Here is a 25703-nt window from a genome sequence, read left to right on the forward strand (position 1 = left end):
AGCAACATGTCCGACGAACCTGAAACACCTGACACCGACGAAACAGTCGATGAGCCAAGCCAATCCACAGGCCGGGTCGCCCGTTGGCGCCACCGGTCCACGCGTCGGCGACTTTCTCCCGTCGCGACGGCGTTGGTTGCCGCCTCGGCGATCCTGGCGACGCTGACCGGGTTGGCCGGCTGGCTCGGATACCACGCCTACCAAAAGCATGAGGCTCAGGCGCAGCGCGATCTCTTCGTCCAGATCGCTCGCCAGGGCGCAGTGAACCTCACCACGATCAACTACACACAGGCCGACGCCGATGTGCAGCGGATCCTCGATCTGGCCACCGGAACCTTCCGTGACGACTTCGCGCAGCGGTCCAAGCCGTTCATCGAGGTCGTCAAGGCGGCGCAGTCGAAATCCGAAGGCACAGTGACCGATGCCGGGCTGGAATCGCAGCGAGACGATTCGGCTCAGGTGCTGGTGGCCGTCGCGGTGAAGTCGCGGACCGCTGGAGGCGAGGAGGCGCCGCGGGAATGGCGCATGCGAATCGAGGTTCAGGCGGTCGGCGACGACGCCAAGGTGTCCAACGTGGTGTTCGTGCCATGACGACCCTGCGGGAAGAGATCGAAAACGCCGACAGCACCGCCGAACTCGAAGAGCCGGAAGCCGGCGAGATCAACGAGGAACCCGGTGAGGAGCCCGGCGTCACGCGGAAATGGCGCGTCGCCTGGACGCGGGTGCTCGCTTATGGTGTGCTGCCCGGCTTGGCATTGGCGCTGGTGTTCGCGGCGGGCTACTTCAAGTGGGTGGCGGAGTCGGCCGATGACCTTGCGCTGGCCCGCGCCGAATCGGTGCGGGTCGCGAGCGAAGACGCGGTCGCCCTGTTGTCGTACAGGGCGGACTCGGCGGACAGGGATCTCGGGGCCGCACGGGAACGGCTGACCGGCGATTTCAAGGACGCCTACACCACGCTGACCCGCGAGGTCGTCATCCCCGGTGCGAAAGAAAAACACATTTCCGCGGTCGCCAAAGTGAGTGCAGCGGCGTCGGTTTCGACAACCGCCAGCCACGCGGTGGTCCTCTTGTTCGCCAATCAGACTGTGACGATCGGCAACGGCACGCCCACGGATACCCAGCCCGTGATTCGGGTGACGTTGGACAAGGTCAATGGGCGATGGCTGGTGTCGCATTTCGATCCGGTGTGATGAGGGCGCCATGATCGCGGGGAAGCGCGCTGCCGCCGCAGCTGCCCTGATTCTGTGCGGGACAGTGGCATTGGCGGCACCGACGGCACATGCCGACAACAAGCGGCTCAACAGCGCTGTCGTCTCGGGTGTCTACACGCTGCAGCACCAGGCCGGCTGCACGAACGACGTCATCCGGGACAACGCCCTGACGCTGGCCGCCGAGTGGCATGCGGACGACATGCTCAACAACCGAAACATCAATGACGACATCGGATCCGACGGATCAACCCCGCAGGACCGCGCCAATGCCGCGGGATTCCAGGGCAAAGCCGCCGAGACGGTGGCCGTCAATCCCGCCATGTCGATCAGCAGTCTCGAGCTGATCAACCAGTGGTACCACAATCCCGATGCCATGGCGATCATCCGCGACTGCGCCAACACCTCTATCGGGGTGTGGTCGGAGAACAGTTTGGACCGCACCGTGGTGGTCGCGGTGTATGGGCAGCCGGCCCCGCATCGCCGGTGACACGGAAGGGACGGCGCGATGATCTTCACGCAGCACTATCTGGACTGTCTGTCGCACGCGTCCTACCTGATCGGGGATGAGACCACCGGTCGCGCAGTCGTTGTCGACCCGCGTCGCGATGTGGACGACTACCTCGGCGAAGCTGCCGAGCATGGGTTGCGTATCGAGCGGGTCATCGAGACGCATATCCACGCCGACTTCTTGAGCGGTCACCTGGAGCTCGCGGCCGCCACCGGCGCGCTGATTTCCTTCGGCGAAGCAGCCGATGTCGATTTTCCGATCGAGCCGTTGCACGACGGCCAACGAATCTCCCTGGGCGAAGTGACGTTAGAGATCCTTGCGACGCCGGGCCACACACCGGAGTCCATCTGCATCGTGGTCTACGAGCACCCCGATGACGCGATTCCCTACGGCGTGCTCACCGGTGACACGCTGTTCGTCGGTGACGTGGGCCGCCCCGATCTCTTCGTCGCTTTGGGCTACTCGGCGGATGCGCTGGCTCGGACGATGTACCTGTCGTTGCACGGCAAATTGCTGAATCTGCCCGATGCCACCCGTGTCTTTCCCGCCCATGGCGCCGGATCCACGTGCGGCAAGCAACTCTCGAACGAGACGAGTTCGACGATCGGCGAGCAGCGGCAAACCAATTACGCGTTGCAGGCTGCCGACGTGGACCAGTTCGTAGCCGTCATCACCACGGGGCAGCCCGTGCGGCCGCGGTACTTCGAGTTCGCCGCACATCGGAATCGCGAGCTCCGGCCGCTGCTCGACGGAAATCCGTTGCCGCTGCTCGATATCGACGACGTGCGCAAGTGCGCTCAGGCCGGGGCTGTCCTCTTGGACAGTAGGGAGCCGGTCGATTACGCATCCCAACATTTGCGCGGAGCGGTCAACGTCGGCCTGCAGGGGCGCTTCGCCGAATGGGCCGGCAACGTGTTGTCGCAGGAACGCGACATCGTGCTGGTCGGCGACCCCGCGTTGGCGTGCGAATCCAGGGTTCGCCTGGCGCGCGTGGGGTTCGATCGCGTTGTTGGCCAATTGCGCAACCCGACAGGTGTGTTCGCTGATCGGCCCGATCTCGTCGAGGTGTCGTCGCGGTTGACCATCGAACAACTCGCCGAGTTTCGCTGCCTGGAGCCGCGGCTGCAGCTCGTCGACGTCCGTGGCCCGCAAGAGACGGCAGCGGGCGGCATTCCCGGAGCGTGCCGAATCCCGTTGCCGGCTCTGATGGATGCGTTGGCAGAGCTCGATGCAACGGCGCCGGTGGTCGTTTACTGTGCCAGCGGCTACCGTTCGATGGTCGCGGCGAGCGTGCTTCGCGCGTCGGGCTTCGCCGACGTGACGGACGTGATCGGCGGGTTCGATGCCTGGCTACGCGCCGGTTTGCCCACCTCCCGCGGCGAACAAGCCGAGATCGTCGATGACACACCGCAAATCGGTCCCCGGGCGGCCGAAGCCCTGGTTGACGGTGGGGCGCTGCTGCTCGATGTGCGAGAGCCCGACGAGTGGTGTACCGAGCACGCGCCGACCGCGATGCTGATGCCGGTCGGCCGCGTGCGTGATCGACAACATGAATTGCCCCGCGACCGGCGAATCGTCGTGGTGTGCCGGTCGGGTGGGCGATCCGCGGCGGTGGCGACATCGCTGCGCAGGGCCGGGTTCGATGCGCTGAACCTGACGGGCGGCATGTGCGCGTGGGCGGCGGCCGGATTGCCGGTCGTCACGCATGGCGGGAGCTCCGGACTTGTTGTGCACCGGGAGGATCCGCTGAACTGCGAGACCTCGCTTCCCGAGCTGATCGGGGGCGTCGTAATGCCCGCCGACCACTTTTACGTCCGAAACCACTTCACAACGCCGGTCCTCGACCCGGAACGATACGAGCTGACGGTCACCGGAATGGTTGAGCGGCCGTTGCGCCTTCGCCTGCGCGATCTGCACAACATGCCGTCGGAGTCGCTCATCGCCACGCTGGAGTGCGCGGGCAACGGCCGGACCGGTTTCGACCCGCCGGTCGCCGGCGAGCAGTGGCGTCATGGGGCGGCCAGCACCGCGGAATGGACGGGCGTGCCGTTGGCGGAACTTCTGGACCGTGCGGGCCCGGTGGCCGGCGCCCACGACGTCGTGTTCCGCGGCGCTGATGCGGGATTCGTCGAGGGTGCGACGGCGCCGGTGAGGTTCGAGCGCGCGCTGTCGGTGCACGAGGCGTTCGGGTCGGAGGCGCTCGTCGCGTTCGCGATGAACGGGGAACCGCTGCCCCTGCAGCACGGTCGCCCCGTCCGGCTGATCGTTCCCGGCTGGTATTCGGTCGCATCGGTCAAGTGGTTGACCGAGATCGAAGTGATCGACCACCCGTTTGACGGCTTCTTCCAGACGAAGCGGTACCACTACGAATGGGAGCGGGACGGAGGCAGTGTCCGCGAGCCCGTCCGGCTGCAGCGCGTCCGCGCGTTGATCGCCCAGCCCGCTGATGGCGCGTCCGTGTCATCCGGGGAATTCGTGGTGCGCGGTGTCGCGTGGTCGGGAGCGTCGCCGATCGACCGCGTCGACGTGTCGATCGGCGACGGCCCGTGGCAGGCCGCGCGTCTCATCGGCGAACAACGCCGCCACAGTTGGCAGTGGTGGGAGCTGATCACCAGGTGCGACGGTCGCGGACCCCGCAGCGTCCGGGCGCGGGCCACCGACCTGGCCGGGCACACCCAGCCCGAGCGACCGGACTGGAATCCCCTCGGTTACGGCGGCAACGCGATCCAGACGATTTCCGTCGTGCTCGAGTGAACGACGACGCCGTCGGCCACAGCGCCGGATGGGCACCCTACGAGCTGACGTAGTCCTTCGCCCCATCGAGGCTGGCATCTTCCGCGGCGATTTCACAGACGCATCGCCGTGCGCGGTCGTGTGACCATCGACGCAGCTGGGCCTGGCTCTTGCGCATCAGGTGCTGCGCGTAGACCTTATCGCGCTGCGCCGGGGAAAACGTCAAGTCCAGGTTGACCGGCAGTCCGGCCCAGTCGACGTGGTCCTGGTCACCTGGCTGATGGTCGGCCGCGCCATACCGGAGTCGACACCGGCAGACGGTCTTCGCGGCTTCGCTGTCCGGCACGTCCCATTCCCGTGTCACGCGGGTGCCCCTCTCTCGAGCACGTGACCAAATCCTCGAGTGAATGGTGCGACCGAGATGTTTCAGCCAAACGCGCTTGACGTTTCGGCCGTATTACACGTTCTGGGAGCCGCCCGGGATGGCTAGGCTCGCGGTGTGCGTCGCCGCCTGATCGTGCTTCTGCTGACCCTGCTGACCGCGGGTTGCGGCTCGAACGCCCCGGCGCCGCGCGCGACACCGGCCGACACCTGTAAGGACTCCGACGGGCCGACGGCCGACGCGGTGCGGCGGGCCATCGCCTCGGTTCCGATCATCGTCGAGGGCTCTTCCTGGGTCGAAATCGCGCGCGGGCACACCCGCAAGTGCCGCCTGTACTGGGTGCAGATCATCCCGACCATCGCCAGCGAAAACACGCCGCAGCAGTTGCTGTTCTTCGATCACAACACGCCGCTGGGCCCGGCCACGCCGAACCCGAAGCCCTACATCTCCGTGCTGCCGCCCTCGGATGACACGATCACGGTTCAGTACCAATGGCAGAAGGGCAACGACCAGCCCTGCTGCCCCACCGGAGTCGGCACGGTGAAGCTCCAGATCGGTCCCGACGGCAAGCTGCGGGCGCTGGGCAAGATCCCGAACCAGTAGCCTTGGCGCCCAAGCTGACCCGCCGAGCGTGGGCTCTATGGATGACTTCAAGCCGGTTGGCGTACTTAGGCCCCACACTCGGCGTGCTAGGAGTCGGGCAGGTTCTCCGGATGCAACATCTCGGCGTAGCGCAGCGCCTCGGGGATGCCGAAACCGTCGACCAGCGTCCTGGCATGCGGGCGCAGTGCCCGGCAGCGGTCGTTGATGCCGCGGGTGACGGCCTTGGCCCGCCCGGTGGACAGGTATCCGTGCTCGACGTACCAGGCCTTGTCGTCCTCGATCACCGACAACGCGTACAGATCGCAGACCAGCTCGAGCAGGTTGCGGGCGTCCTCGTCCGCGCAGGAGTCGATCCCGGCGACGAAGGCCTCCAGCACCACCCGGTCGATGTGTGCGTTCGCCGCGTGCAGCACATGATCCTGCACGGCGTTGAACGCGTCGAACGCCGACATCTCCTTCGACTTGCCCTGCAGCCGGCGCGCGACCGAAGACAGTAGGTAGTTCTCGCGCTCCTCGAACATGGTCACCTGGGTGCCGCGGTTGAACAGGCTGCCCTCTTCCTCGCTGTCCTGGCGGGCGTCGATGATCGTCTGCATGATCGCCTCGGCCGCAGTGCGTTTCATCACCCGCTCGCCGACGGTGTTGGCGGCGAACCGAACCCATTCGACCGGGCTCATGCTGCGGATGTCGTCGGCGTAGGCGGTCAGCAGTTCCTTGGCGACCAGTTGGGTCAGCACATGGTTGTCGCCCTCGAACGTGGTGAACACGTCGGTGTCGCCGCGCAGCGCGATCAGCCGGTTCTCGGCCATGTAGCCGGCGCCGCCGCAGGCCTCGCGGGCCTCCTGGATGGCCCGCGACGCGTGCCAGGTGTTGGCCGCCTTCAGCCCCGCGGCGCGTGCCTCCAACTCGCGCTGCTCCTCGGCGTCGGGTGCGTCCGCCGTCTGGACGTCGTGGCACTTGGCAACCAGCTCGTTCTGGGCGAACTGCAGCGCGTACGACTTCGCGATCAACGGGAACAGCCGGCGCTGATGCACCAGGTAATCCATGATCAGCACCTCGGTGTCGTCGTCGTCGGGTGCGGTGAATTGCCTGCGCTGCAACGCATATCGGGTGGCGATGTCCAGCGCCACCCGGGCCGCGGAGCCCGCGCTGCCGCCCACGGTGATGCGGCCGCGAACCAGCGTGCCCAGCATGGTGAAGAACCGCCGGTTGGGGTTGTCGATCGGGGAGCTGTAGGTGCCGTCGGCGGCGACGTCGCCGAACTTGTTGAGCAGGTTGACCCGCGGGACGCGGACGTTGTCGAACACGATGCGGCCGTTGTCGACGCCGGGCAGGCCGCCCTTGTATTCGCAGTCGGATGTGGTCACCCCGGGCAGGTCGTTGCCGTCGGCGTCGCGGATCGGGACCAGCAGGCAGTGCACGCCGTGGTTCACCGGCTTGCCGTCCTCGGTGGTGATCAATTGCGCGAAAACCGCTGCCATGGTTGCGGTTTGGGCAGCGCCACCGATGTAGTCCTTGCGGGCCGTCGGGGTGGGGGAGTGGATGACGAACTCTTCGGTCTCGGCATCGTAGGTCGCGGTGGTCTCCAACGACTGCACGTCGCTGCCGTGCCCGGTCTCGGTCATCGCGAAGCAGCCGCGCAGCTCCAGGCTGATGATCTTGGGCACGTAGGCCTCGTGGTGGCGCTCGGTGCCCAGGTTTTCCACGGCGCCGCCGAACAGCCCCCACTGCACCCCGGCCTTGACCATCAGCGACAGGTCCGACATCGCGAGCATCTCGATCATCGTGATCGCCGCGCCGACGTCGCCGGTCCCGCCGTGCTCCTTGCGGAAGTTGTCGGCGGCGGCACCGAACGCGGCCATGATCCGCATCTGCTCGGCCACCTTGGTCCGGGCGATCACCGTGTTGGGCGTGTAGTGCGGGCGGAACAGCTCCTCGGTCAGCGTCTCCCGCATCCGGTTCTTCACGTCACGCCAACGCCCGTCGAGAGCGTTGCGCAGGTGTTCGGCCGTGCTTATGTCTGGCGCCATGAAGCGACGGTAACCCGCTGCTCGCGTCCTTGAAACAAGATGACCCCCCGCCCGGCACGGCTCAGCGGCCGGGCGACCGCAGCCGGTACAGGACGAAGCCGATGCCGACCTTGCCGAAGCCGATCAGCATGATCATGTCGAACACCCACCAGCCCGAATAGTGCGTCCACATCTGGGCGTTGGCGGCCAGCGCGTCGACCCTGCGCAGGTCGACCGTCGACGCCGAGGCCGCAAAGCCCCACTGCGCCGGGACGAACCACGAGATCTGCTGAAACCCCCACATGCTCACCAGCTGAACCAGGCTTCCGTTGAACAGCGCCGACGCCAGGATCACCGGCACCAGCAGCGGCACGACCTCCCGCAGCGACTTGCCCAACGCCGACAGCGCAAGCCCGGTGATCGCGGACACGATCGCGGTGAAGGCCACGGTCACATACAGCTCGACGGTCGCGTTCTGCAGCACGACGGCGCCGTGCACCGGCCCGCCTTTGCCGATGACGACGAGCGCGAACATGACGGCCGTCAGGACCGCCGCGGCCGCGCTGAAGAAGATGGCCTTGCCCGCCACGTAGGCCGGCGTCGACAGCCCGACGGCCTGCTCGCGCCGAAAGATGCGGCGCTCGCCGACCAGCTCCCGGATGGTCAGCGCAACACCGATGATCACCGCCGCGACGTTGAGCGCGGCCAGGATCTCGATTGCCTCGTGCGGGTGGTGGCTGCGCGGGCCCGGCTTGCCCAGGCCGTGATTGCCGGGAATCAGCAGCGTCAGCGCCGCCAGCACGAGCGGCAGCAACAGCAGGAAGAAGAGGTAGCCGCGGCCGGCCACCAGCAGGCGCAGCTGGCGGCCCATCACCAACCGGATTTGCCGGCTCGCGCCGAGTTCGGCGGGCAGCGGCCACGGCGCGGCCACCTCCGGCGGCGCCGGCGGGCCCACCGCTTGCTGCCGGGCACGAAACGCGCGGTGCGCCCCGTCGGGATCGGCGCGCACCTGCGCGAGGACCGCCGACCAGTCGTTGGTGCCCAGCAGCGACTGGGCCTGCAGGGGCGTGCCGGCGAACGCCATCGTGCCGGCGGCGGTGAGCAGCAGGATCTGGTCGCACAGGTTGAGCTGGCCCAGCGCCGTCGGCGAATTCATCGCCACCACGACGACACAGCCGATGTCCGCCTGGCGTCGCAGCACCCCCATCACGTGATTCTCCTGTGCCGCATCCAAACCGGCGCCGGGCTCGTCGACCACCAGGAGCGTGGGTCGGGTGATCAGTTCGACCGCCAGCGAGGTGCACCGCCGCGCTTCCGGTGGCAGCTTGGCGATCCGCGTCGAGCGATGCGGAGTCAGCTCGAGTTCTTCGAGAACCTGATCCACCACCCGGTGGCGGTGCTCGGGCAAGGTGTCCGGCGGCAACCGCAGGGCGGCCGCGTAGCCCACTTCCTGTTCGACCGTGAGCTGCCGATGCAAGAGGTCCTCGCGGGCCACGATCCCGATGCGGGCGCGCATCGACTCGGGCTCGGCGCGCACGTCGTGGCCGTCCACGGTGATTCGGCCGGAGCTGAGTTCCCTTGTGCCGGCGAGCATTCCGAGCACCGCGGAGTTGCGCGCGGCCGACGGCCCGATCACCGCGGTCAGGGTGCCCGGGCGCGCGGCGAACGACAGATCCGTGAGCAGCTCGCGCCCGTCGACGGCGAGGCCCGCGTGATGCGCGGCGACGCCGATCGTGCGCGCGCCGGCGTTGAGCGGCAACCGATAGGTGGCCTCCGGCTGTTCGGTGCGGAACGACGGGCGCGCGGCGCGCAGCTTTCGGGTGATCATCCGCTCGATCAGGCCCGGACCCTGTGGTTGCTGATCCTCGGCGGCGGGCGCCGGGGGCGGGGGCGGTGGTGGCACAGCGGGCGGCTCGGACGGCTCGGGCGGAGGTGGCGGGGCCGCCTCGGCGTGCGGTGGCGGCGACGGGGCCGCGGGCGGTCCGATGGGGGGCACCGGCGGCGAGAACGGCCGGACCGGCGGCGGCGCCGGCTCAACCTGGTGCGATTGGGACGGCACCTGCATCGGCCCGGTGTCCCGCTCCGTGGGGCGCGACGGCGTGGGCGACGGCGACGGCGGGGCGGCGAGCTGAAAGACCAGCCGCGGACCTCGCTGCGGGTCGCCGATCATGATCGCCTGGCCGTCGTGGATGTCGACGGCCGGCACCCGGAAGCCGTTGATGAAGATGCCGTTCGGGCTCCTGTCGATGGCCACCCAGTGCGTGCCGAGGAACCGCAGCACCACCTCCGGGCGCGGCGCCTGCGGCGGTGGGCCGGCGTGGTCCAGCGGGACGTCGCGCCCGGGGCCGTAGCCCACCACCACGTCGCGGCCCGGCGCGAAGACGTACCTCGTCGGTCCGACCCATACGGTTAGCGGGGAGGCTGGGAGGGCCGAAGCCTCGGGCCGCATCAACGCCACCTTTCGTCGCCGGTCAGATTGAATTGATCGCGCCTACGGACCAATCAGGCGTTTGGTCAAGTGTCCACCTGCCACCGCTCGGCGAGCCACCGGGCCGAGATCACTGTGTCTGGCGACGCGGCGCGACCGCGGCGTTGTCGAGGAGCCGGCGCAGCACGCCGACCGCGTCGGCCAGCACCCTGCGGTCCGACGGCTCGAGCAGGGCCAGTTGCGGTTCGATCGCGGCGGCGCGGTCGGCCCGCACGGCGTTGAGGGTGCGCATCCCCTCCTCGGTGATGCGGATGCGGACCGCCCGCGCGTCGCCGGGGTCGACGGTCCGGGTGACCAGGCCGGCATCCTCGAGCCGCCGCACCTGCGTGGTCATCGTGGGCTGCGAGCAGTGATCGACGGCGGCCAGATCGCCGATGCGGGCTTCGCCATGGGCGTCGATGGTGGCCAGCAGCCGGGCCTGCGCGGCGGGCAACGGCATCTGGATGCGTTGGGTGGCCAGCCGATTGAGCCGCGCGACGACGGCGAGAAGGTCTGCTCCCAGGCCGGGCTGGGGATCGGAGTTCGCTGCGTCAACGACATCGGTGTGGTTGGCGGCGGATGCATTCATACCTACATGGTTGCATAGCTTTGCTAAGCGAGACGAGTTGCGGACGCCGTGACGCGGAATCCCAGATCACCAAGTGTGCTGCGGGGACTTGGCGCCGCGGCCTGGCAGAATCGTTAGGGTGACCGTTCCGAGACCACGCCGTCGGGGCGGTCCGCTGCGTCCGGTCGAATTGGCACAGGCCTCGGTGATGGGCGCGCTGTGTGCGGTCATCGCGATCATCTCCATCGTCATCCCGTTTGCGGCGGGCTTGGCGTTGCTGGGCACCGTGCCCACCGGGCTGCTGGCCTACCGCTACCGGCTGCGGGTCTTGCTCGCGGCGACGGTTGCCGCCGGCATGATCGCCTTCCTGATCGCCGGGATGGGCGGTCTGATGACCGTCGTCCACTGCGCCTACGTCGGCGGGCTGACCGGATTCGTCATGCGCAAGCGTTGGGGCACGCTGGCGGTGATGGTCTGGTCCCCGATCGCGGGGCTCGCCTTCGGCGCCATGTCGGTCGGCGCGCTGACCGTGATGACCCGGCTGCGTCACCTGATTTTCGACGCGATCACCGCCGACGTGAACGGCTTCGCCGCGTTCCTGGGCCGGGTGCACATGCAGGGACTCGGCGCCGACCTGACCAGGTTCTGCTCCTGGTCACTGCGCTACTGGCAGTGGTGGACGCTGGCCTATTACACCCTCGGGATCACGGCCGTGTCGCTGATCGGTTGGTGGGCGTTGTCGCGCCTGCTGGAGCGCCTGCGCGGCATCCCCGACGTGCACAAGCTGGACATTTGGCAGGGAAGTCACGACGACGAGGCCCCGGTCGGCCCGGTTCCGGTGCGGTTGGACAAGGTGCGCTTCCGTTACCCCGGCGCCAACCAGGACGCGCTGCGCGAGACCAGCCTGGATCTCCAAGTCGGCGAGCACGTGGCGATCGTCGGAGCCAACGGCTCGGGCAAGACCACGTTGATGCTGATCTTGGCCGGCCGCCAACCGACGTCGGGCAGCGTGCAGCGGCCGGGCTCGGTGGGCCTGGGCGAGCTGGGCGGCACGGCCCTGGTGTTGCAACACCCCGAAAGTCAGGTCCTGGGCACCCGGGTGGCCGACGACGTGGTCTGGGGATTGCCACCGGGCACCGAGATCGACGTGGCCGGGATGCTGCGCGAGGTGGGCCTCGAGGCGCTCGCCGAGCGCGACACCGGAAGCCTGTCCGGGGGTGAGCTGCAGCGCCTCGCGCTCGCCGCGGCCCTGGCCCGCGAGCCCGCGCTGCTCATCGCCGACGAGGTCACCACCATGGTGGACCAGCGGGGCCGCGACGCGTTGTTGGGCGTGCTCTCCGGTCTGACCAAACGACACCGGACCGCCCTGGTGCACATCACGCACTACAACAACGAGGCCGACTCCGCGGACCGCACCATCGATCTCAGCGATTCCCCGGACAACACGTGCATGGTCGAGACGTCGGCCGCGCCGGCGCCGACCGTCCCCGTGGATTTCCGGCAGCACACCCCGGTGATCGAACTCGTCGGCGTCGGCCACGAATACGGCAGCGGCACCCCGTGGGCCAAGACCGCGCTGCACGACGTCAACTTCGTCGTGGAGCAAGGCGACGGTGTGCTCATCCACGGCGGCAACGGCTCGGGCAAGTCGACGCTGGCGTGGATCATGGCCGGACTGACCATCCCCACGTCCGGCGCCTGCCTGATGGACGGCCGGCCCACCCATGAGCAGGTCGGCGCGGTGGCGTTGTCGTTTCAGGCGGCACGGCTGCAGCTGATGCGCAGCCGGGTGGACCTGGAAGTTGCCTCCGCAGCGGGCTTTTCGCACCGCGACAAGGATCGGGTCGCCGCGGCACTGGGTGTCGTCGGGCTGGATCCCGCCCTGGCCAAGCGGCGCATCGACCAGCTCAGCGGTGGCCAGATGCGCCGCGTGGTGCTGGCCGGACTGCTGGCGTGCTCGCCCCGCGCGCTCATCCTCGACGAACCGCTCGCGGGGTTGGATGCCGCCAGCCAGCGTGGCCTGCTGCGGTTGCTGGAGGACCTGCGTCGCGAGCGGGGTCTGACCGTGGTGGTGATTTCACATGACTTCGCCGGGCTGGAGGAACTGTGCCCGCGCATCCTGCATCTGCGCAACGGCACCGTGGAGCCGATGCCGATCGCGGCGGGAGGCATGACGTGACATCGACGGCGGCCACGGCGGACGGCGCGACCCGCCGGCCCTCTCGCCCCGTCGTGCTGCTGGTCCCGGTGCCGGGACGGTCGGTGATCCACGACCTGTGGGCGGGGACCAAACTGCTGGTCGTTTTCGGTTTTTCGGTGCTGCTGACGTTCTACCCGGGGTGGGTGACGATCGCGATGGCAGCGGCCCTGGTGTTCGCGGCGATCAGGATCGCACACATTCCGCGCGGCGTGCTGCCGTCGATACCGCGGTGGCTGTGGATCGTTCTCGCGCTCGGCTTCTTCTCGGCCGCGCTGTCGGGTGGCCGACCGAACATCCCAGTGGCCGGGCTGGAGATCGGGCTCGGCGGAGCGCTGCACTTCCTGCGGATAACCGCGCTGTCGATCGTGTTGCTCGGGCTGGGGGCGCTGGTGTCGTGGACCACCAACGTCGCCGAAATAGGGCCCGCCCTGGCGAAATTGGGCCGGCCGCTGCGCATATTCCGGATCCCGGTCGACGAATGGGCGGTGGCCCTGGCGCTCGCGCTGCGGGCGTTCCCGATGCTGATCGACGAATTCCAGGTGCTGCACGCCGCGCGCAGGCTGCGGCCGAAACGGATACCGAAGAGCCGCAAGGCCCGTCGCCGGCGGCACGCCATGGAGCTGATCGACCTGATGGCCGCCGCCATCACCGTGACCCTGCGCCGCGGTGACGAGATGGGCGACGCGATCACCGCCCGCGGCGGCACGGGTCAGCTGTCGGCCAATCCGGCGCGTCCGAAGCTGGCCGACTGGGTGACGATCGCGATCACCATTGCGGCCAGCGGGGCGGCGGTGGCGCTCGAGACGATCCTGCCTCCGCCGCTCTGAGCGCGAAAGTGGCCGACATTCAACGCATCTCGTCGGCCGACGACGGCGGCGCCGACCTCAGGACCGGATCCGGTCGATGAGGTTGGACAGCACGACGATGCTTTCGCTGCGCTCGATGTCGGCGCTCGACCGGATACGCTCGAGCGCGGCCTCCAGGTGCCGCATGTCGCGGGCCAGCACGTGCAGGATCGCGTCCGACGTGCCGGTCACCGTCGCCGCGCTGACCACCTCGGGCATGTCGACCCAGGCCGCGCGCAGCTGATCGGGCGCGATCGTGCCGTGGCAGAACACCTGGACGAACGCCTCGGTGTTCCAGCCCAGCGCATTGCGATCGACGATCGTGGTGAACCCTTTGATGACGCCGCTGTCCAGCATCCGGTCGACGCGGCGCTTCACCGCCGGCGCCGACAAATTCACCTGCTGCCCGATCTCGGCGAACGTCGCCCGCGCATTCTCGGTCAGCTCGGCGAGGATGCGCTCGTCCGTCTCGTCCAGCCGTTCCATGAAACCCCTCAGGCCCGTGCACAATAAATCGCCACTGTGCGGATTCTAGCGCAATAAATCACGCCTAGACACGCAAGAATCGTCGTTTGCGAGTCTTCAGCGGCGAAAATATCGTTGATTTATGACGGACTTCTATCTCGCCGAGCCGACGCCGGTCGCCACGCCAGCCACGCCCGGCCGCACGGTCCGCGCGGCCCGCACCCGCCGGTACGCCATGACGCCGCCGGCGTTTTTCGCCGTCGAGTACGCGATCAATCCCTGGATGGACGTCACCACACCGGTCGATGCCGGCCTCGCCCTGGCGCAGTGGCGGTCCCTGTACCGGACCTACCGACGGCTGGGCCACCGGGTCGATCTGATCGAACCCGTGCCCGGGCTGCCGGACATGGTGTACGCCGCCAACGGCGGGTTCATCGCCGGCGACGTGGCCATCGTCGCCCGGTTCCGGTTCGCCCAGCGCGCCGGCGAGTCGAGGGCGTACGCGGAATGGATGTCGTCGATGGGCTATCGGCCCATAACCACCCGGCACGTCAACGAGGGGCAGGGCGACCTGCTCAAGGTCGGTGACATGGTGTTGGCGGGCTACGGCTTTCGCACCGACCGGCGCGCGCACGACGAGATCTCGGCCGCGCTGGGCGTGCCGGTCGTGTCGCTGGAGCTGGTCGACCCGCGGTTCTATCACCTCGACACCGCGCTCGCCGTCCTCGACGACCACACGATCGCCTTCCATCCACCGGCCTTCAGCGACGCCGCGCAGGAGCAGCTGCGCGCGCTGTTCCCGGACGCCATCGTGGTGGGCAGCGCCGACGCGTTCGTGCTCGGGCTGAACGTCGTCTCCGATGGCCTGCACGTCGTGCTTCCCTCCGCCGCAACGGGTTTCGCCGCGCAGCTGCGCGGAGCCGGCTTCGACCCGGTCGGCGTCGACCTGTCGGAGCTGCTCAAGGGCGGCGGTTCGGTCAAGTGCTGCACTTTGGAGGTGTTCCCATGACGCTCCTCGATGTCCCAGGTGTCGGCGCGAACGAGACCGAGACCGCGATCGCCCTGGCGGAAAGGTATGCCGCACACAACTATTCGCCGCTGCCCGTGGTGGCCGCCAGCGCCGAGGGCGCGTGGATCACCGATGTCGAGGGCCGGCGCTACCTGGACTGCCTGGCCGCCTATTCCGCGGTCAACTTCGGCCATCGCAATCCCGAGATCACCGCGACGGCCCACGCCCAACTCGACACCGTCACGCTGGTCAGCCGCGCGTTCCACTCCGACAACCTGGGACGGTTCTGCGCCGCCCTGGCGCGGCTGTGCGGCAAGGACATGGTGCTGCCGATGAACTCGGGCGCCGAGGCGGTCGAGAGCGGCCTCAAAGTCGCCCGCAAGTGGGGCGCCGACGTCAAGGGCGTTCCCGAGGGCCACGCCAACATCATCGTGGCCGACAACAACTTCCACGGCCGAACGATCAGCATCGTGAGCTTCTCGTCCGACCCGACGGCGCGCGCCGGCTTCGGGCCCTTCACGCCGGGATTCCGCTCCGTGCCGTTCGGCGACACCAAGGCACTGGCGAAGGTGATAGACGACAACACCGTCGCGGTGCTGCTCGAGCCGATCCAGGGCGAGGCGGGCATCATCGTCCCGCCCGACGACTACCTCCCGGCCGTCCGCGCGCTGTGCAGCCGGCGCAACGTGCTGATGATCGCCGACGAGATCCAGTCGGGGCTGGCCCGCACGGGTTACACGTTCGCCTGCGACCGCTGGGGCGTCGTGCCGGATGTCTACCTGCTCGGCAAGGCCCTGGGCGGCGGCGTGGTCGCGCTGTCGGCGGTGGTCGCGAACCGCGAAATCCTCGGCGTCCTGCACCCGGGCGAACACGGCTCGACGTTCGGTGGCAACCCGCTGGCCGCCGCGATCGGCACCACGGTGGTTTCGATGCTGGCGTCGGGCGTATATCAGGCGCGCTCCGCCGACCTCGGCGCTCACCTGCACCGGCGCCTGCAGGAACTGATCGGCGACGGCGTCGTCGCGGTGCGCGGCTTCGGATTGTGGGCCGGCGTCGACATCGAACCGGCGCTGGCCAGCGGCAGGGAGATGAGTTTGCGACTGGCCGAGCGCGGCGTGCTGGTGAAGGACACCCACGGCGCGACGCTGCGCTTCGCGCCGCCGCTGGTGATCACCGAGCGGGAGATCGACTGGGCGGTTGACCAGTTTGCTTTGGCGTTGCGGGAGGCTGCCTCATAATCAGCTGATCCGGCAACAGGAGGGGCAATTGCCTGCCACGTCGATCAGCCTGACAGCGCAGATGCTGCGGCGTCGTCCCGTCGTCGGCGCGCACGCCGCACGCGGGGCCGCGGACCACCTCAAGCGCAGCCTCGGCACGTTCCAGCTGACCATGTTCGGCGTCGGCTCGACGATCGGCACCGGAATCTTCTTCGTCATGTCGCAGGCGGTGCCCGAAGCCGGCCCCGGAGTGATCGTCTCGTTCCTCATCGCGGGGATCGCGGCGGGGCTGGCGGCCATCTGCTACGCGGAATTGGCCGCCGCCGTGCCGGTTTCGGGCTCGGCGTATTCCTATGCGTACACCACGCTCGGGGAGGTCGTCGCGATGGGCGTGGCGGCGTGCCTGTTGCTGGAATACGGGGTGTCCACCGCGGCGGTCTCGGTCACCTGGAGCGGCTACCTCAACAAGCTGCTGAGCAATGTGTTCGGATTCCAACTGCCGCATGGCTTGTCGGCGGCGCCGTGGGACTCGCAACCGGGCTATGTGAACGTGCCGGCGGTCATCCTGATCGTGATGTGCGCGCTGCTGCTGATCCGGGGTGCCAGCGAATCGGCCAGGGTCAACACGGTGATGGTGCTGACCAAGCTCGGCGTCCTGATCATGTTCGTGCTGCTGGCGTTCACGGCCTTCGACGCCGGCCGGCTGCAGGACTTCGCCCCGTTCGGCGTCGCGGGCATCGGCTCGGCGGCGGGCACGATCTTCTTCTCGTACATCGGCCTCGACGCGGTGTCGACGGCGGGCGACGAGGTGAAGGATCCGCAGAAGACCATGCCGCGCGCCATAATCGCGGCGCTGGCGACCGTCACCACGGTGTACATCCTTGTCGCGGTGGCGGCGCTCGGCACCCAGTCGTGGCGGGATTTCGCCGGCCAGCAGGAAGCGGGCCTGGCCACCATCCTCGACAACGTCACGCACGGCAGGTGGGCCAGCACGATACTGGCCGCCGGCGCCGTGATCTCCATCTTCTCCGTCACGCTCGTGTCCATGTACGGGCAGACCCGCATCCTGTTCGCCATGGGCCGTGACGGGCTGCTGCCGTCGCGATTCGCCACCGTGAATCCGCACACCCTGACCCCGGTGAGCAACACGGTGATCGTCGCCACCGCGGCGGGGGGCCTGGCGGCCTTCGTGCCGCTCGACAAGCTGGCGGACATGGTGTCCATCGGCACGCTGACGGCGTTCATCGTCGTATCCGCCGGGGTGATCATCCTGCGAGTGCGCCAACCCGACCTGCCACGGGCGTTCAGGGTGCCCGGTTACCCTGTCACGCCTGCTCTTTCGGTGCTGGCGTGCGGCTACATCCTGCTCAGCCTGCACTGGTACACCTGGATCGCGTTCACCGGATGGGTCTCGCTGGCGCTGGTCTTCTACTTTGTATGGGGACGCCACCACAGCGCGCTCAACGAGAGCGAAGGCGAGCCGAGGGGGGTGTTGTGACCGTCGTCGTCGGCTACCGGGCCGGTGAGGTCGGCCTGTCGGGCCTGTACCTGGCCGTGCGGGTCGCGCGGACGCTTCGCACCTCGCTGACGGTGGCGACCATCGTGCCCAAGCCCTGGCCGACACCGTCCTTCGCTCGTGTCGACGCGGAGTACGAGCACTGGGCGAACCATCTGGCCGCGGACTCGGCCGCGGAGGCCCAAGGTTTTCTGCAAGGCTTGACCGACGGGCTCGAGGTCACCTACTCCCACCGGGCGCATCGGTCGGTGTCGGGTGGATTGATCGAGCTGATCGCGGACGTCGAGGCCGAGGTCCTGGTGTTGGGGTCGCTGCCGAGCGGTGGGCGCGGCCAGGTGGTGATCGGCTCGACCGCCGACTGGCTGCTGCACGTGTCGCCGGTGCCGGTCGCGATCAGCCCCCGCGAATATCGTTCGTACGCAGGCGGATTGACGCGACTCAGCTGCGCCTATGCCGCCACCCCGGACGCCATCGACGTGGTGCGCCGGTGCGTCGCGTTCGCCCAGCGGTTGGGCCTGCCGGTCCGGGTGATCACCTTCGCCGTGCGCGGCAAGACGATGTATCCGCCCGAGGTGGGGCTCGACGCGGAGGATTCGGTCCTGCAGGCGTGGGCGTCGCAGGCGCGAGAGGTTCAGCAAAGCCTGAAGGCCGAGGGCGTTGTCGGCGACGAGGTGGTGCTGGAGGTGGTGACGGGCCAAAGCTGGAGCGAGGCGGTGGCGAAGGCGGATTGGCAGGACGGGGAGATCCTGGCCCTGGGCACGTCGCCGCGCGGCGACATCCGCAGGGTGTTCCTCGGATCCCGCAGCGGAAAAATCATCCGGGAGAGTTCGGTGCCGGTGGTGGTGCTGCCCGGCTGACGCTATCGGCGCGCGGCGGCGTTGGCCGCCTGTTGCGCCCGTCGCAGGATGTCGGCGACATCGCCTCGGCCCAGGAACATTTCGTCGAAATAGCTTTGCAGGGCGGTGTCGCCGGCGGCGAAGCCCGCGCCGCCCGGCGCCGGAATGCGCGGCCCGTCCAGGACGGAGAAGAAGGGTTTGACGTCGACGCCCCGGGCGGCCCAATAGTCGAAGTAGACCGGTTGCGCGGACAGCACCGCGGGAATGGCCGCGCCGCTACGGCCCAGGTACGCGTTGCCCTCGCGGCTGCCCATCCAGGCCAGCACCTGGCGAACCGCATCCGGGTGCTTGGTCGCCGCATTGCCCGCCGCGGCAATGCCATTGGTCACGCTGACCCGGCCCGCGGGACCGGCCGGCAGCATCGCCACGCCCCAGCGGAACCGGGCATCGCGGGCCACCGGCGCCAGGTTGTAGGTGCCGGACTGGAACAGCGCCATCCTGCCGGCAAGGAACTGGTTGCGGGAAAAGTCGCCGTTGTCGTTGGTGTCCGAGGCGGGCGGGGCGACGTGGTCGACGTTGATCAGGCCGACCAGGTAGCGGAAGGCCTTGATCGCCGCGGGGTTGTCGAACGCGAACTCGTCGCCGCGCTGGAACGCGCCGCCGGCCGACCCGATGTAGTTGAGATAGATGGCCTGGGCGTCGTTGGCCGCGTTGTAGCCCCACTGACGCACCCGTGTGGCGTCGAAACCTGAAGTGCCCGCGGCATGTCCGTCGGCGTCGATGGTGAGTCGCGACAGCAGCGGCCGCAGCGTGTCGTCGCCGTCGGGGTTCCATTGCAGGCTGTTCAGCTGGGCCGGGTCGACGCCGGCCGCCGCGAGCAGGTCAGCGTTGTAGAACACGGCGATGCCGGCGTCGGTCAGCTGCGGCACACCCCACAGCGCCCCGTCGCGGGTGAACTGATCGACGACGGCGGGTTCCCACGCCGAGGCGGCGCCGGGGCCGAGCGCCTTGCCGATGTTCAGCAACCGGCCGCTGTCGGCGTACCCGGCGAGGTATGCGTTGGACAGCCAGAAGATGTCGTCGGCGCTGCCGCCGGCCACGTCGGTGCGCAGGGTGTTGAAGTACGTCGAGTAGGCCACCATGTTGATGTGCACCTCGATACTTGGGTGCGTGCGGGTGAATGCCTCGAACGATTGCCGGTATGCCGAGGCAATCTGGTCGGCCCAGATGCGCACCGTCACAACGACCTTGCCGCCATGGGTTTCGCCGGAGTAATCCAACAGCATCGCCGTCGCGGCCAGCAGCACCGCGACGAGGACGACCGCCCCGGTGACCAGCGTGGAGAAACGCGGCCGCGTGAGTCTCACTTGAGCCCCGAGACGACGATCGACGCGACGATGTGGCGCTGGAAGAGCACGAAGAGCATGATCAGCGGCGCGATCGCGACGGTGGTCGCGGCCATGACCAGGGTCCACTGGGAGTTGAACCGCGACTGCAGATCCGCCGTTGCCACCGTGAGCACCCGCCACTTGTGGCCACTGGTGATCACCAACGGCCACATGAAGTTATTCCATTGCGAGACCACGGTGATCAGCGTCAGCGCGGCCAGCACCGGGCGACTGGAGGGGATCACCACGTGCACGATCACGTCCAGCGTGTTGGCGCCGTCCAGGCGCGCGGCGTTGATCAGGTCGTTCGGAATGATCCGAAAGTGCTCGCGCAGCAGGAAAATCGCGTAGGGCGAACCGAACATGAATGGTAACACCAACGCCCAGAACGTGTTCCGCAGACCCAGCTGTGCCATCATGAGGTACATCGGAACCACCGTGACGGTCCCCGGCACCATCAGCGTTGCGATGTAGACCCAGAACAGCGCGTCGCGCCCGGGAAACCGCAGCCGCGCGAACGCGTAGGCGGCCAGCACCGAAAAGGTCAGCTGGCCCACCAGGATCACCGCCGTCATCAACGCGGTCACCGCCGCGGCCCGACCGAACCCCGCCCCGGCCAGGTCGGCATAGTTCGACAGCGTCGGCGGCCGCGGCCACTGCAGCGGCGTGCCGGTCACAAACTGGTGAGCCGACGTGAACGAGGTCAGCAGGCCAAGCGCGAACGGTGCCAACGTGATCAGCGCCCCCAGCGTCAGGCCCGCGTAGATCACGGTGTTGGAGACGCGACTAGGTGAGGTCATAGCTGATCCGCCGACGGAAGTACCGGTGCTGAACGACGGTCACACCGACCAGGATGACGAACAGCACCACCGCCATGACCGATGCTCGACCGATGGCCGCCGAGCCGAACGCCTCGGCGTAGATGCGATGGGCGACCAGGTCGGTGCTGAGACCCGGCCCGCCGCCGGTCAGCGCGTAGACGGTGTCGAAAACCTGTGCCGTGCTGACGATCCCGGTCACCAGGACGAAGAACATCGTCGGCCGCAGCATGGGCAGAGTGATGCGCCAGAACCGCTGCCAGGCGGTGGCGCCGTCGGTGCGCGCGGCGGCGTGGATATCCGCCGGGATGGCCAGCAGGCCGGCGAGAAAGGACAGCGAGACGTAGCCGACGTTGGTCCAGACGACAACGGCCGAAACCAGCGGCAGCGCTAGTCCGGGATCCGTCAGCCAGTCGATGCTGTGGCCGAGCACGGTGCTGACGGCGCCGTCGGTGGGGGCCAGGATCCAGCGCCACAACACCGCGATAGCCAGTGGCGCGCAGATCCACGGCAGCACGTACAGGGTGCGAAACAGCCCGCTGCCCGGCATCCGGCGGGCCAGCATCGAGGCGGCCAGCAGCCCGAGCGCCGTCTGCGCCGGAACCACGATCGCCACGAACACGGCCGTGACGATCAGCGAGTTGCCGAAGCCGGCGTCGGTCAACACCGAGCGCCAGTTGGCCAGGCCCACATAGCGCAGCGGCCCCAGCAGGTCCCATCGGTACAGGCTCAACCAGACCACCACGAGAATCGGCAGCAGCAGGAACGCGACCACGCCGAACAGGCTGGGCGCCAGCAGCGCGTAACCCAGCGCAATCGGTCGGCGGGGCGCGTCGGCCATGGGTGTATTAAAGCCGGGCGGTTGCGGTGGACATAGGCTGGATTAGTGACACCGAACCGGGGGATCGATGCCGACTTCCTGGACCTGCCCCGCCACCAACTTGCCGACGCCGCGCTGTCGGCGGCCACCAAGGCCGGAGCCAGCCATGCCGACCTGCGGGTTCACCGCGTCAGCACCGAGATCATCCAACTGCGCGACGGCGAGCTGGAGACCGCGGTCATCAGCCGCGAGGTCGGGTTGGCGGTGCGGGTGATCGTCGACGGCACCTGGGGATTCGCCTCGCACGCCGAGTTGGCGCCGTCGGTCGCCGCCGAGACCGCGCGCCGCGCGGTGCACGTGGCCACCACGCTGGCAACGCTGAACAGCGAGCGCGTCGAGCTGGCGCCCGAGCCCGTGTACGCCGACGCCTGCTACGTGTCGGACTACCGGATCGATCCGTTCGACATCCCCGCCGCCGACAAGATCGCCGTGCTCGAGGACTACTCCGGGCGACTGCTGGACGCCGAGGGCATCGACCATGTGTCGGCCGGTTTGACGGCGGTCAAGGAGCAGACGTTCTACGCCGATGCCTTCGGCTCGTCGATCACCCAGCAGCGGGTGCGGCTGCAGCCGACGCTGGAGGCGGTGACCGTCGACGCCGCCGAGGGCAGCTTCGACTCGATGCGCACGCTGGCTCCGCCGGTGGGCCGCGGCTGGGAGATGGTGGCCGGCGACGACGTGTGGAACTGGACCGACGAGCTCGCGCAGCTGCCGTCGCTGCTGGCCGAGAAGGTCAAGGCGCCCAGCGTGACCCCGGGCCGCAAGGATCTGGTGATCGACCCGACCAACCTGTGGCTGACCATTCACGAGTCCATCGGCCACGCAACCGAATACGACCGCGCGATCGGCTACGAGGCCGCCTACGCCGGCACCTCGTTTGCCACTCCCGACAAGCTGGGCACCCTGCGCTACGGCTCGCCGGTGATGAACGTGACCGCCGACCGCACCGTCGAATTCGGTTTGGCCACTGTCGGTTACGACGACGAGGGCGTGGCCGCGCAAAGCTGGGATCTGGTGCGCGACGGGGTGTTGGTCGGCTACCAGCTCGACCGGGTGTTCGCGCGGCGGCTGGGCCAGCCGCGCTCCAACGGCTGCTCGTATGCCGATTCACCGCACCACGTGCCGATCCAGCGGATGGCCAACGTGTCCCTGCAGCCCGGCCCCGACGACATCGGTACCGCCGACCTGATCGGCCGGGTCGAGGACGGCATCTACATCGTCGGCGACAAGTCGTGGTCGATCGACATGCAGCGCTACAACTTTCAGTTCACCGGGCAGCGGTTCTTCCGCATCCGCGACGGCCGCCTCGACGGCCAGTTGCGCGACGTCGCGTACCAGGCCACCACCACCGAATTCTGGAATTCCATGGAAGCCGTCGGCGGCCCGTCCACCTGGCGACTGGGCGGCGCGCTCAACTGCGGCAAGGCCCAGCCCGGCCAGATCGCCGCGGTCAGCCACGGCTGCCCGTCGGCGTTGTTCCGCGGCGTAAACGTGCTCAACACGCGCACCGAGGGCGGCCGATGATCTCTGCTCAGCACGTCGTCAACATCGTCTTGGACGAGGCGGCCAAACACGGCGGGGCCGACGAAACCATGGTGCTCGTCACCGACCGGGTCGAGGCGACGTTGCGCTGGGCGGGCAATTCGATGACCACCAACGGCGTTTCGGTCAGCCGCAGCCTGACCGTCATTTCGGTTGTGCGCGAAGGCACTAGCGCGCGGGTGGGCACGATGGTGTCCGCCGAGGTCGACCCGCGGGTGATCCCCGGGCTGGTGGCGGCGTCCCAGGACGCGGCCCGCTCCGCGCCGGAGGCCGGCGACGCCGCGCCGCTGCTCGCCGATACCGGGGTGCCCGGCGATTGGAATGCCCCGGCGCCCGGCACCGGCCCGGAGATATTCGCCGACCTCGCCGGGTCGCTGAGCCGCGGGTTCAAGGGCAGCGACCGGTTGTATGGCTATGCGCACCACAGCGTTTCGACGACATTCTTGGCGTCGTCGACGGGGCTGCGCCGACGTTTCACCCAGCCCGCCGGCGCGGTGGAGATCAACGCCAAACGCGGCGACGCCAGCGCCTGGGCGGGGGTCGGCACCCCCGATTTCGTCGACGTCCCAACCGATCTGCTTCTCGAGCAGTTGTCGACGAGGCTGGGCTGGGCGCGGCGGACCGTCGAGCTGCCGGCGGGGCGGTACGAGACGATCATGCCCCCGTCGACGGTGGCCGACATGATGATCTACCTGGCGTGGTCGATGGCCGGTCGCGGCGCGCAGGAGGGCCGCACCGCGTTCTCCGCCCCCAGCGGCGGGACCCGGATCGGGGAGCGGCTCACCGATCTGCCGCTGACGCTGTTCACCGATCCGATGGCGCCGGGCCTGGCGTGCACCCCGTTCGTCGCGACGAGCAGCTCCTCGGAGACGGTGTCGGTGTTCGACAACGGAATGGAGATCGGTCAGGTGGACTGGATCCTCGACGGGGTGATCAACGCGCTGGCGTATCCGCGGGCCATCGCCGCCAAGTACGACGCCAAGGTGGCCGTCGCCGCCGACAACCTCGTGATGACCGGCGGGTCGGCCGAGCTCGCCGACATGATCGCCGGCACCGAGCACGGCCTGCTGTTGACCACACTGTGGTACATGCGCGTGGTCGACCCCACGACGCTGTTGCTCACGGGGCTGACCCGCGACGGCGTGTACCTGATCGAAGACGGCGAGGTGACCGCGGCCGTCAACAACTTCCGGTTCAACGAGAGCCCACTGGACCTGCTGCGGCGGGCAACCGAGGCCGGGGCCAGTGAGAAGACCCTGCCGCGCGAGTGGGCCGACTGGGCCACCCGGGCGGCGATGCCGTCGCTGCGCATCCCCGACTTCCACATGTCGTCGGTGAGCCAGGCGCAGTAGACGCGGACAGCTTTCGCCGAGCGTGAAGCCGTTGCGAAAAATCGGCGGCGGATTCGCAACAGTTTCACGCTCAATGCGGCTTTGGCTGCGCCGGTCGACTCCGCGCGCCGCAGCCGATTGCCCAGCGGCTGGGCGGGTTCTAGCGTGTGAGAGATGCTGACGCGATTGGTGGCTCTGTCCCCGGGCGATGGGCGCATCACCGGCCTGGTCCGGCGGGTGTGCGCGCAGACGCTGTCGTTGCCGTCGTTGCCCTCTTGCGTCGAGGTTGGCGAACCCGAATCGGAGGCCGAGGCCGTCGTGGCCGAGTTCGCCGAGCAGTTCAGCGTCGACGTCTCGGCGATCACGGGTGAGCAGCGGTCGCTGCTGTGGAAGCAATTGGGGGACAGGGCTTTCAGCGTGGTGGTGCAGATGTACATCGCCGACTTCGTTCCGCGGGCGCGGGCCGGGTTGGAAGCTCTGGGTGTCGGCTCGGACTATCTCGATTGGGTGAGCGGGCCGGTCGAGTGGGACCACGCCACCGATCCCTCCGATGTGGTGTTCAACGACTTTCTACCCGCGGTGGCACGGATGCGCGCGCTTGATCCCGTCACCTCCGAGCTGGTCCGGCTGCGCGGCGCCGCGCAACACAACTGCAGGCTGTGCAAGTCGCTGCGCGAGGCCACCGCCCTGGACGCCGGGGGTTCGGAGACTCTGTACGGCGACGTCGAGTGCTACGAGACGTCAAAGTTGCTCGACGAGCGCGCTAAGGCAGCGCTGCGCTATACGGATGCGTTAATTTGGACGCCTGCGCACCTCGTCGCCGACGTCGCCGCCGAGGTGCGCGCCCGGTTTTCCGAGGAGCAGGCCGTCGAGCTGACGTTCGACGTCATGCGGAATGCCAGCAACAAGATCGCGGTGTCGCTGGGCGCCGACGCCGCCCGCGTCGAGTCCGGTACCGAGCGTTACCTGCTCGACGCCGATGGTCAGACGATCTTCAGCTGACGTGGCGGGTGCCGGCGTTGCGGCGGCATGGCACCATGGGTGCCGCGCCAGCCGGGGGCGGTAGCTCAGTTGGTTAGAGCCGCGGACTCATAATCCGTTGGTCGCGGGTTCGAGCCCCGCCCGCCCCACCGTATTTTGCCTGGTCAGAGAGCTTTGTGCGCGCGTGGGAGGCG

At 68.5% G+C, this 25703-nt stretch carries 22 protein-coding genes, 1 tRNA gene and 1 pseudogene; 16 read left to right on the top strand and 8 right to left on the bottom strand.

The genetic code is table 11. The features are described from left to right. Positions 1–6: 6 nt before the first annotated feature. From AC5Y6X_RS12790 to AC5Y6X_RS12810, 5 genes and pseudogenes are all read left to right on the top strand, one after another. A complete protein-coding gene (locus AC5Y6X_RS12790) occupies positions 7–591 on the top strand; it encodes an Rv1363c family protein (protein ID WP_499986782.1) in 585 nt (194 codons plus the stop codon). After that, on the top strand, positions 519–1190 hold the full coding sequence (locus AC5Y6X_RS12795) for a hypothetical protein (RefSeq protein WP_499986784.1): 672 nt from the start codon (positions 519–521) through the stop codon (positions 1188–1190). The genes AC5Y6X_RS12790 and AC5Y6X_RS12795 overlap by 73 nt, the downstream gene beginning before the upstream one ends. Before the next feature lie 10 nt (positions 1191–1200). Continuing rightward, positions 1201–1698, top strand: coding sequence for a CAP domain-containing protein (locus tag AC5Y6X_RS12800; protein WP_499987042.1), 498 nt, complete (start codon positions 1201–1203; stop codon positions 1696–1698). Between the two features lie 18 nt (positions 1699–1716). Then, a pseudogene (locus tag AC5Y6X_RS12805) lies at positions 1717–3069 on the top strand (rhodanese-like domain-containing protein); the annotation flags it as partial. Further along, complete coding sequence (locus AC5Y6X_RS12810) at positions 3046–4473, top strand: molybdopterin-dependent oxidoreductase (protein ID WP_499987043.1); 1428 nt, start codon at positions 3046–3048, stop codon at positions 4471–4473. The pseudogene AC5Y6X_RS12805 and the gene AC5Y6X_RS12810, both read left to right, overlap by 24 nt. 37 nt (positions 4474–4510) lie before the next feature. Here AC5Y6X_RS12810 and AC5Y6X_RS12815 read toward each other — a convergent pair whose 3' ends face one another. Next, entirely contained in the window at positions 4511–4816 is a 306-nt protein-coding gene (locus tag AC5Y6X_RS12815; protein WP_499986785.1) for a hypothetical protein, read from the bottom strand. A gap of 153 nt (positions 4817–4969) precedes the next feature. On the opposite strand from AC5Y6X_RS12815, the gene AC5Y6X_RS12820 reads away from it, so the two are divergent. After that, positions 4970–5437, top strand: a complete 468-nt coding sequence (locus tag AC5Y6X_RS12820) for an LppP/LprE family lipoprotein (protein WP_499987044.1) — start codon at positions 4970–4972, stop codon at positions 5435–5437. Positions 5438–5523: 86 nt separating this feature from the next. Here the strand turns inward: AC5Y6X_RS12820 and AC5Y6X_RS12825 are convergent, their stop codons facing one another. From AC5Y6X_RS12825 to AC5Y6X_RS12835, 3 genes are all read right to left on the bottom strand, one after another. Further along, entirely contained in the window at positions 5524–7467 is a 1944-nt protein-coding gene (locus AC5Y6X_RS12825; protein ID WP_499986786.1) for an acyl-CoA dehydrogenase family protein, read from the bottom strand. Positions 7468–7528: 61 nt separating this feature from the next. Continuing rightward, positions 7529–9895 (bottom strand): ATP-binding cassette domain-containing protein, encoded by a 2367-nt coding sequence (locus AC5Y6X_RS12830; RefSeq protein ID WP_499986787.1) that lies wholly within the window; start codon positions 9893–9895, stop codon positions 7529–7531. 109 nt (positions 9896–10004) lie between these two features. Further along, positions 10005–10502 carry a MarR family winged helix-turn-helix transcriptional regulator gene (locus tag AC5Y6X_RS12835; RefSeq protein WP_324680953.1) on the bottom strand — a complete coding sequence of 166 codons (498 nt, stop codon included), beginning with the start codon at positions 10500–10502 and terminating at the stop codon, positions 10005–10007. A gap of 187 nt (positions 10503–10689) precedes the next feature. Here AC5Y6X_RS12835 and AC5Y6X_RS12840 point away from each other — a divergent pair, with 187 nt between their 5' ends. Both AC5Y6X_RS12840 and AC5Y6X_RS12845 read left to right on the top strand, forming a co-directional pair. Beyond that, positions 10690–12660 (top strand): DUF2232 domain-containing protein, encoded by a 1971-nt coding sequence (locus AC5Y6X_RS12840; RefSeq protein WP_499987045.1) that lies wholly within the window; start codon positions 10690–10692, stop codon positions 12658–12660. Next, positions 12657–13508 (top strand): CbiQ family ECF transporter T component, encoded by an 852-nt coding sequence (locus tag AC5Y6X_RS12845; protein WP_499986790.1) that lies wholly within the window; start codon positions 12657–12659, stop codon positions 13506–13508. Before AC5Y6X_RS12840 ends, AC5Y6X_RS12845 begins: the two co-directional genes overlap by 4 nt. Positions 13509–13565: 57 nt before the next feature. Here AC5Y6X_RS12845 and AC5Y6X_RS12850 read toward each other — a convergent pair whose 3' ends face one another. Beyond that, positions 13566–14012, bottom strand: a complete 447-nt coding sequence (locus AC5Y6X_RS12850) for an Rv2324 family transcriptional regulator (RefSeq protein ID WP_499986791.1) — start codon at positions 14010–14012, stop codon at positions 13566–13568. 121 nt (positions 14013–14133) lie between these two features. Between AC5Y6X_RS12850 and ddaH the strand changes: the two genes are divergently transcribed. The 4 genes from ddaH to AC5Y6X_RS12870 are packed head-to-tail and all read left to right on the top strand — an operon-like array spanning position 14134 to position 18590. After that, entirely contained in the window at positions 14134–15000 is an 867-nt protein-coding gene (gene ddaH, locus AC5Y6X_RS12855; RefSeq protein WP_499986792.1) for a dimethylargininase, read from the top strand. Then, on the top strand, positions 14997–16238 hold the full coding sequence (rocD, locus tag AC5Y6X_RS12860; RefSeq protein WP_499986793.1) for an ornithine--oxo-acid transaminase: 1242 nt from the start codon (positions 14997–14999) through the stop codon (positions 16236–16238). Before ddaH ends, rocD begins: the two co-directional genes overlap by 4 nt. 28 nt (positions 16239–16266) lie before the next feature. Then, positions 16267–17715, top strand: a complete 1449-nt coding sequence (locus AC5Y6X_RS12865; RefSeq protein WP_499986794.1) for an amino acid permease — start codon at positions 16267–16269, stop codon at positions 17713–17715. Next, the gene (locus AC5Y6X_RS12870) at positions 17712–18590 is read left to right on the top strand and encodes a universal stress protein (RefSeq protein WP_499986795.1); all 879 of its coding nucleotides are present in this window, start codon (positions 17712–17714) and stop codon (positions 18588–18590) included. Before AC5Y6X_RS12865 ends, AC5Y6X_RS12870 begins: the two co-directional genes overlap by 4 nt. 2 nt (positions 18591–18592) lie before the next feature. Here the strand turns inward: AC5Y6X_RS12870 and AC5Y6X_RS12875 are convergent, their stop codons facing one another. Genes AC5Y6X_RS12875 through AC5Y6X_RS12885 form a run of 3 tightly spaced genes read right to left on the bottom strand, consistent with a single transcriptional unit; the run spans position 18593 to position 21616 of the window. Further along, complete coding sequence (locus tag AC5Y6X_RS12875; RefSeq protein WP_499986796.1) at positions 18593–19936, bottom strand: extracellular solute-binding protein; 1344 nt, start codon at positions 19934–19936, stop codon at positions 18593–18595. Continuing rightward, positions 19933–20757, bottom strand: coding sequence for a carbohydrate ABC transporter permease (locus AC5Y6X_RS12880; RefSeq protein WP_499986797.1), 825 nt, complete (start codon positions 20755–20757; stop codon positions 19933–19935). The genes AC5Y6X_RS12875 and AC5Y6X_RS12880 overlap by 4 nt, the downstream gene beginning before the upstream one ends. Next, positions 20744–21616 carry a carbohydrate ABC transporter permease gene (locus AC5Y6X_RS12885; RefSeq protein WP_499986799.1) on the bottom strand — a complete coding sequence of 291 codons (873 nt, stop codon included), beginning with the start codon at positions 21614–21616 and terminating at the stop codon, positions 20744–20746. The genes AC5Y6X_RS12880 and AC5Y6X_RS12885 overlap by 14 nt, the downstream gene beginning before the upstream one ends. Positions 21617–21661: 45 nt before the next feature. Between AC5Y6X_RS12885 and AC5Y6X_RS12890 the strand changes: the two genes are divergently transcribed. The 4 genes from AC5Y6X_RS12890 (at position 21662) to AC5Y6X_RS12905 (ending at position 25658) form a co-directional block, all read left to right on the top strand. Beyond that, positions 21662–23179 (top strand): TldD/PmbA family protein, encoded by a 1518-nt coding sequence (locus AC5Y6X_RS12890; RefSeq protein ID WP_499986800.1) that lies wholly within the window; start codon positions 21662–21664, stop codon positions 23177–23179. Then, on the top strand, positions 23176–24549 hold the full coding sequence (locus AC5Y6X_RS12895; RefSeq protein WP_499986801.1) for a metallopeptidase TldD-related protein: 1374 nt from the start codon (positions 23176–23178) through the stop codon (positions 24547–24549). Before AC5Y6X_RS12890 ends, AC5Y6X_RS12895 begins: the two co-directional genes overlap by 4 nt. A 153-nt stretch (positions 24550–24702) precedes the next feature. Then, positions 24703–25530 carry a carboxymuconolactone decarboxylase family protein gene (locus tag AC5Y6X_RS12900; RefSeq protein ID WP_499986802.1) on the top strand — a complete coding sequence of 276 codons (828 nt, stop codon included), beginning with the start codon at positions 24703–24705 and terminating at the stop codon, positions 25528–25530. Positions 25531–25584: 54 nt separating this feature from the next. Continuing rightward, positions 25585–25658: transfer RNA gene (locus AC5Y6X_RS12905), tRNA-Ile, on the top strand. The last annotated feature ends 45 nt before the right edge of the window (positions 25659–25703 follow it).

It is taken from the genome of Mycobacterium sp. NGS26, assembly GCF_059813025.1.

Excerpts from the sequence above, each read along its gene's own strand:
- AC5Y6X_RS12790 (WP_499986782.1), top strand. The coding sequence starts at position 7 with ATGTCCGACGAACCTGAAACACCTGACACCGACGAAACAGTCGATGAG.
- AC5Y6X_RS12795 (WP_499986784.1), top strand. The coding sequence starts at position 519 with ATGGCGCATGCGAATCGAGGTTCAGGCGGTCGGCGACGACGCCAAGGT.
- AC5Y6X_RS12800 (WP_499987042.1), top strand. The coding sequence starts at position 1,201 with ATGATCGCGGGGAAGCGCGCTGCCGCCGCAGCTGCCCTGATTCTGTGC.
- AC5Y6X_RS12825 (WP_499986786.1), bottom strand. The coding sequence starts at position 7,467 with ATGGCGCCAGACATAAGCACGGCCGAACACCTGCGCAACGCTCTCGAC.
- AC5Y6X_RS12830 (WP_499986787.1), bottom strand. The coding sequence starts at position 9,895 with ATGCGGCCCGAGGCTTCGGCCCTCCCAGCCTCCCCGCTAACCGTATGG.
- AC5Y6X_RS12835 (WP_324680953.1), bottom strand. The coding sequence starts at position 10,502 with ATGAATGCATCCGCCGCCAACCACACCGATGTCGTTGACGCAGCGAAC.
- AC5Y6X_RS12840 (WP_499987045.1), top strand. The coding sequence starts at position 10,690 with ATGGGCGCGCTGTGTGCGGTCATCGCGATCATCTCCATCGTCATCCCG.
- AC5Y6X_RS12850 (WP_499986791.1), bottom strand. The coding sequence starts at position 14,012 with ATGGAACGGCTGGACGAGACGGACGAGCGCATCCTCGCCGAGCTGACC.
- ddaH (WP_499986792.1), top strand. The coding sequence starts at position 14,134 with ATGACGGACTTCTATCTCGCCGAGCCGACGCCGGTCGCCACGCCAGCC.
- rocD (WP_499986793.1), top strand. The coding sequence starts at position 14,997 with ATGACGCTCCTCGATGTCCCAGGTGTCGGCGCGAACGAGACCGAGACC.
- AC5Y6X_RS12880 (WP_499986797.1), bottom strand. The coding sequence starts at position 20,757 with ATGACCTCACCTAGTCGCGTCTCCAACACCGTGATCTACGCGGGCCTG.
- AC5Y6X_RS12885 (WP_499986799.1), bottom strand. The coding sequence starts at position 21,616 with ATGGCCGACGCGCCCCGCCGACCGATTGCGCTGGGTTACGCGCTGCTG.
- AC5Y6X_RS12895 (WP_499986801.1), top strand. The coding sequence starts at position 23,176 with ATGATCTCTGCTCAGCACGTCGTCAACATCGTCTTGGACGAGGCGGCC.
- AC5Y6X_RS12900 (WP_499986802.1), top strand. The coding sequence starts at position 24,703 with ATGCTGACGCGATTGGTGGCTCTGTCCCCGGGCGATGGGCGCATCACC.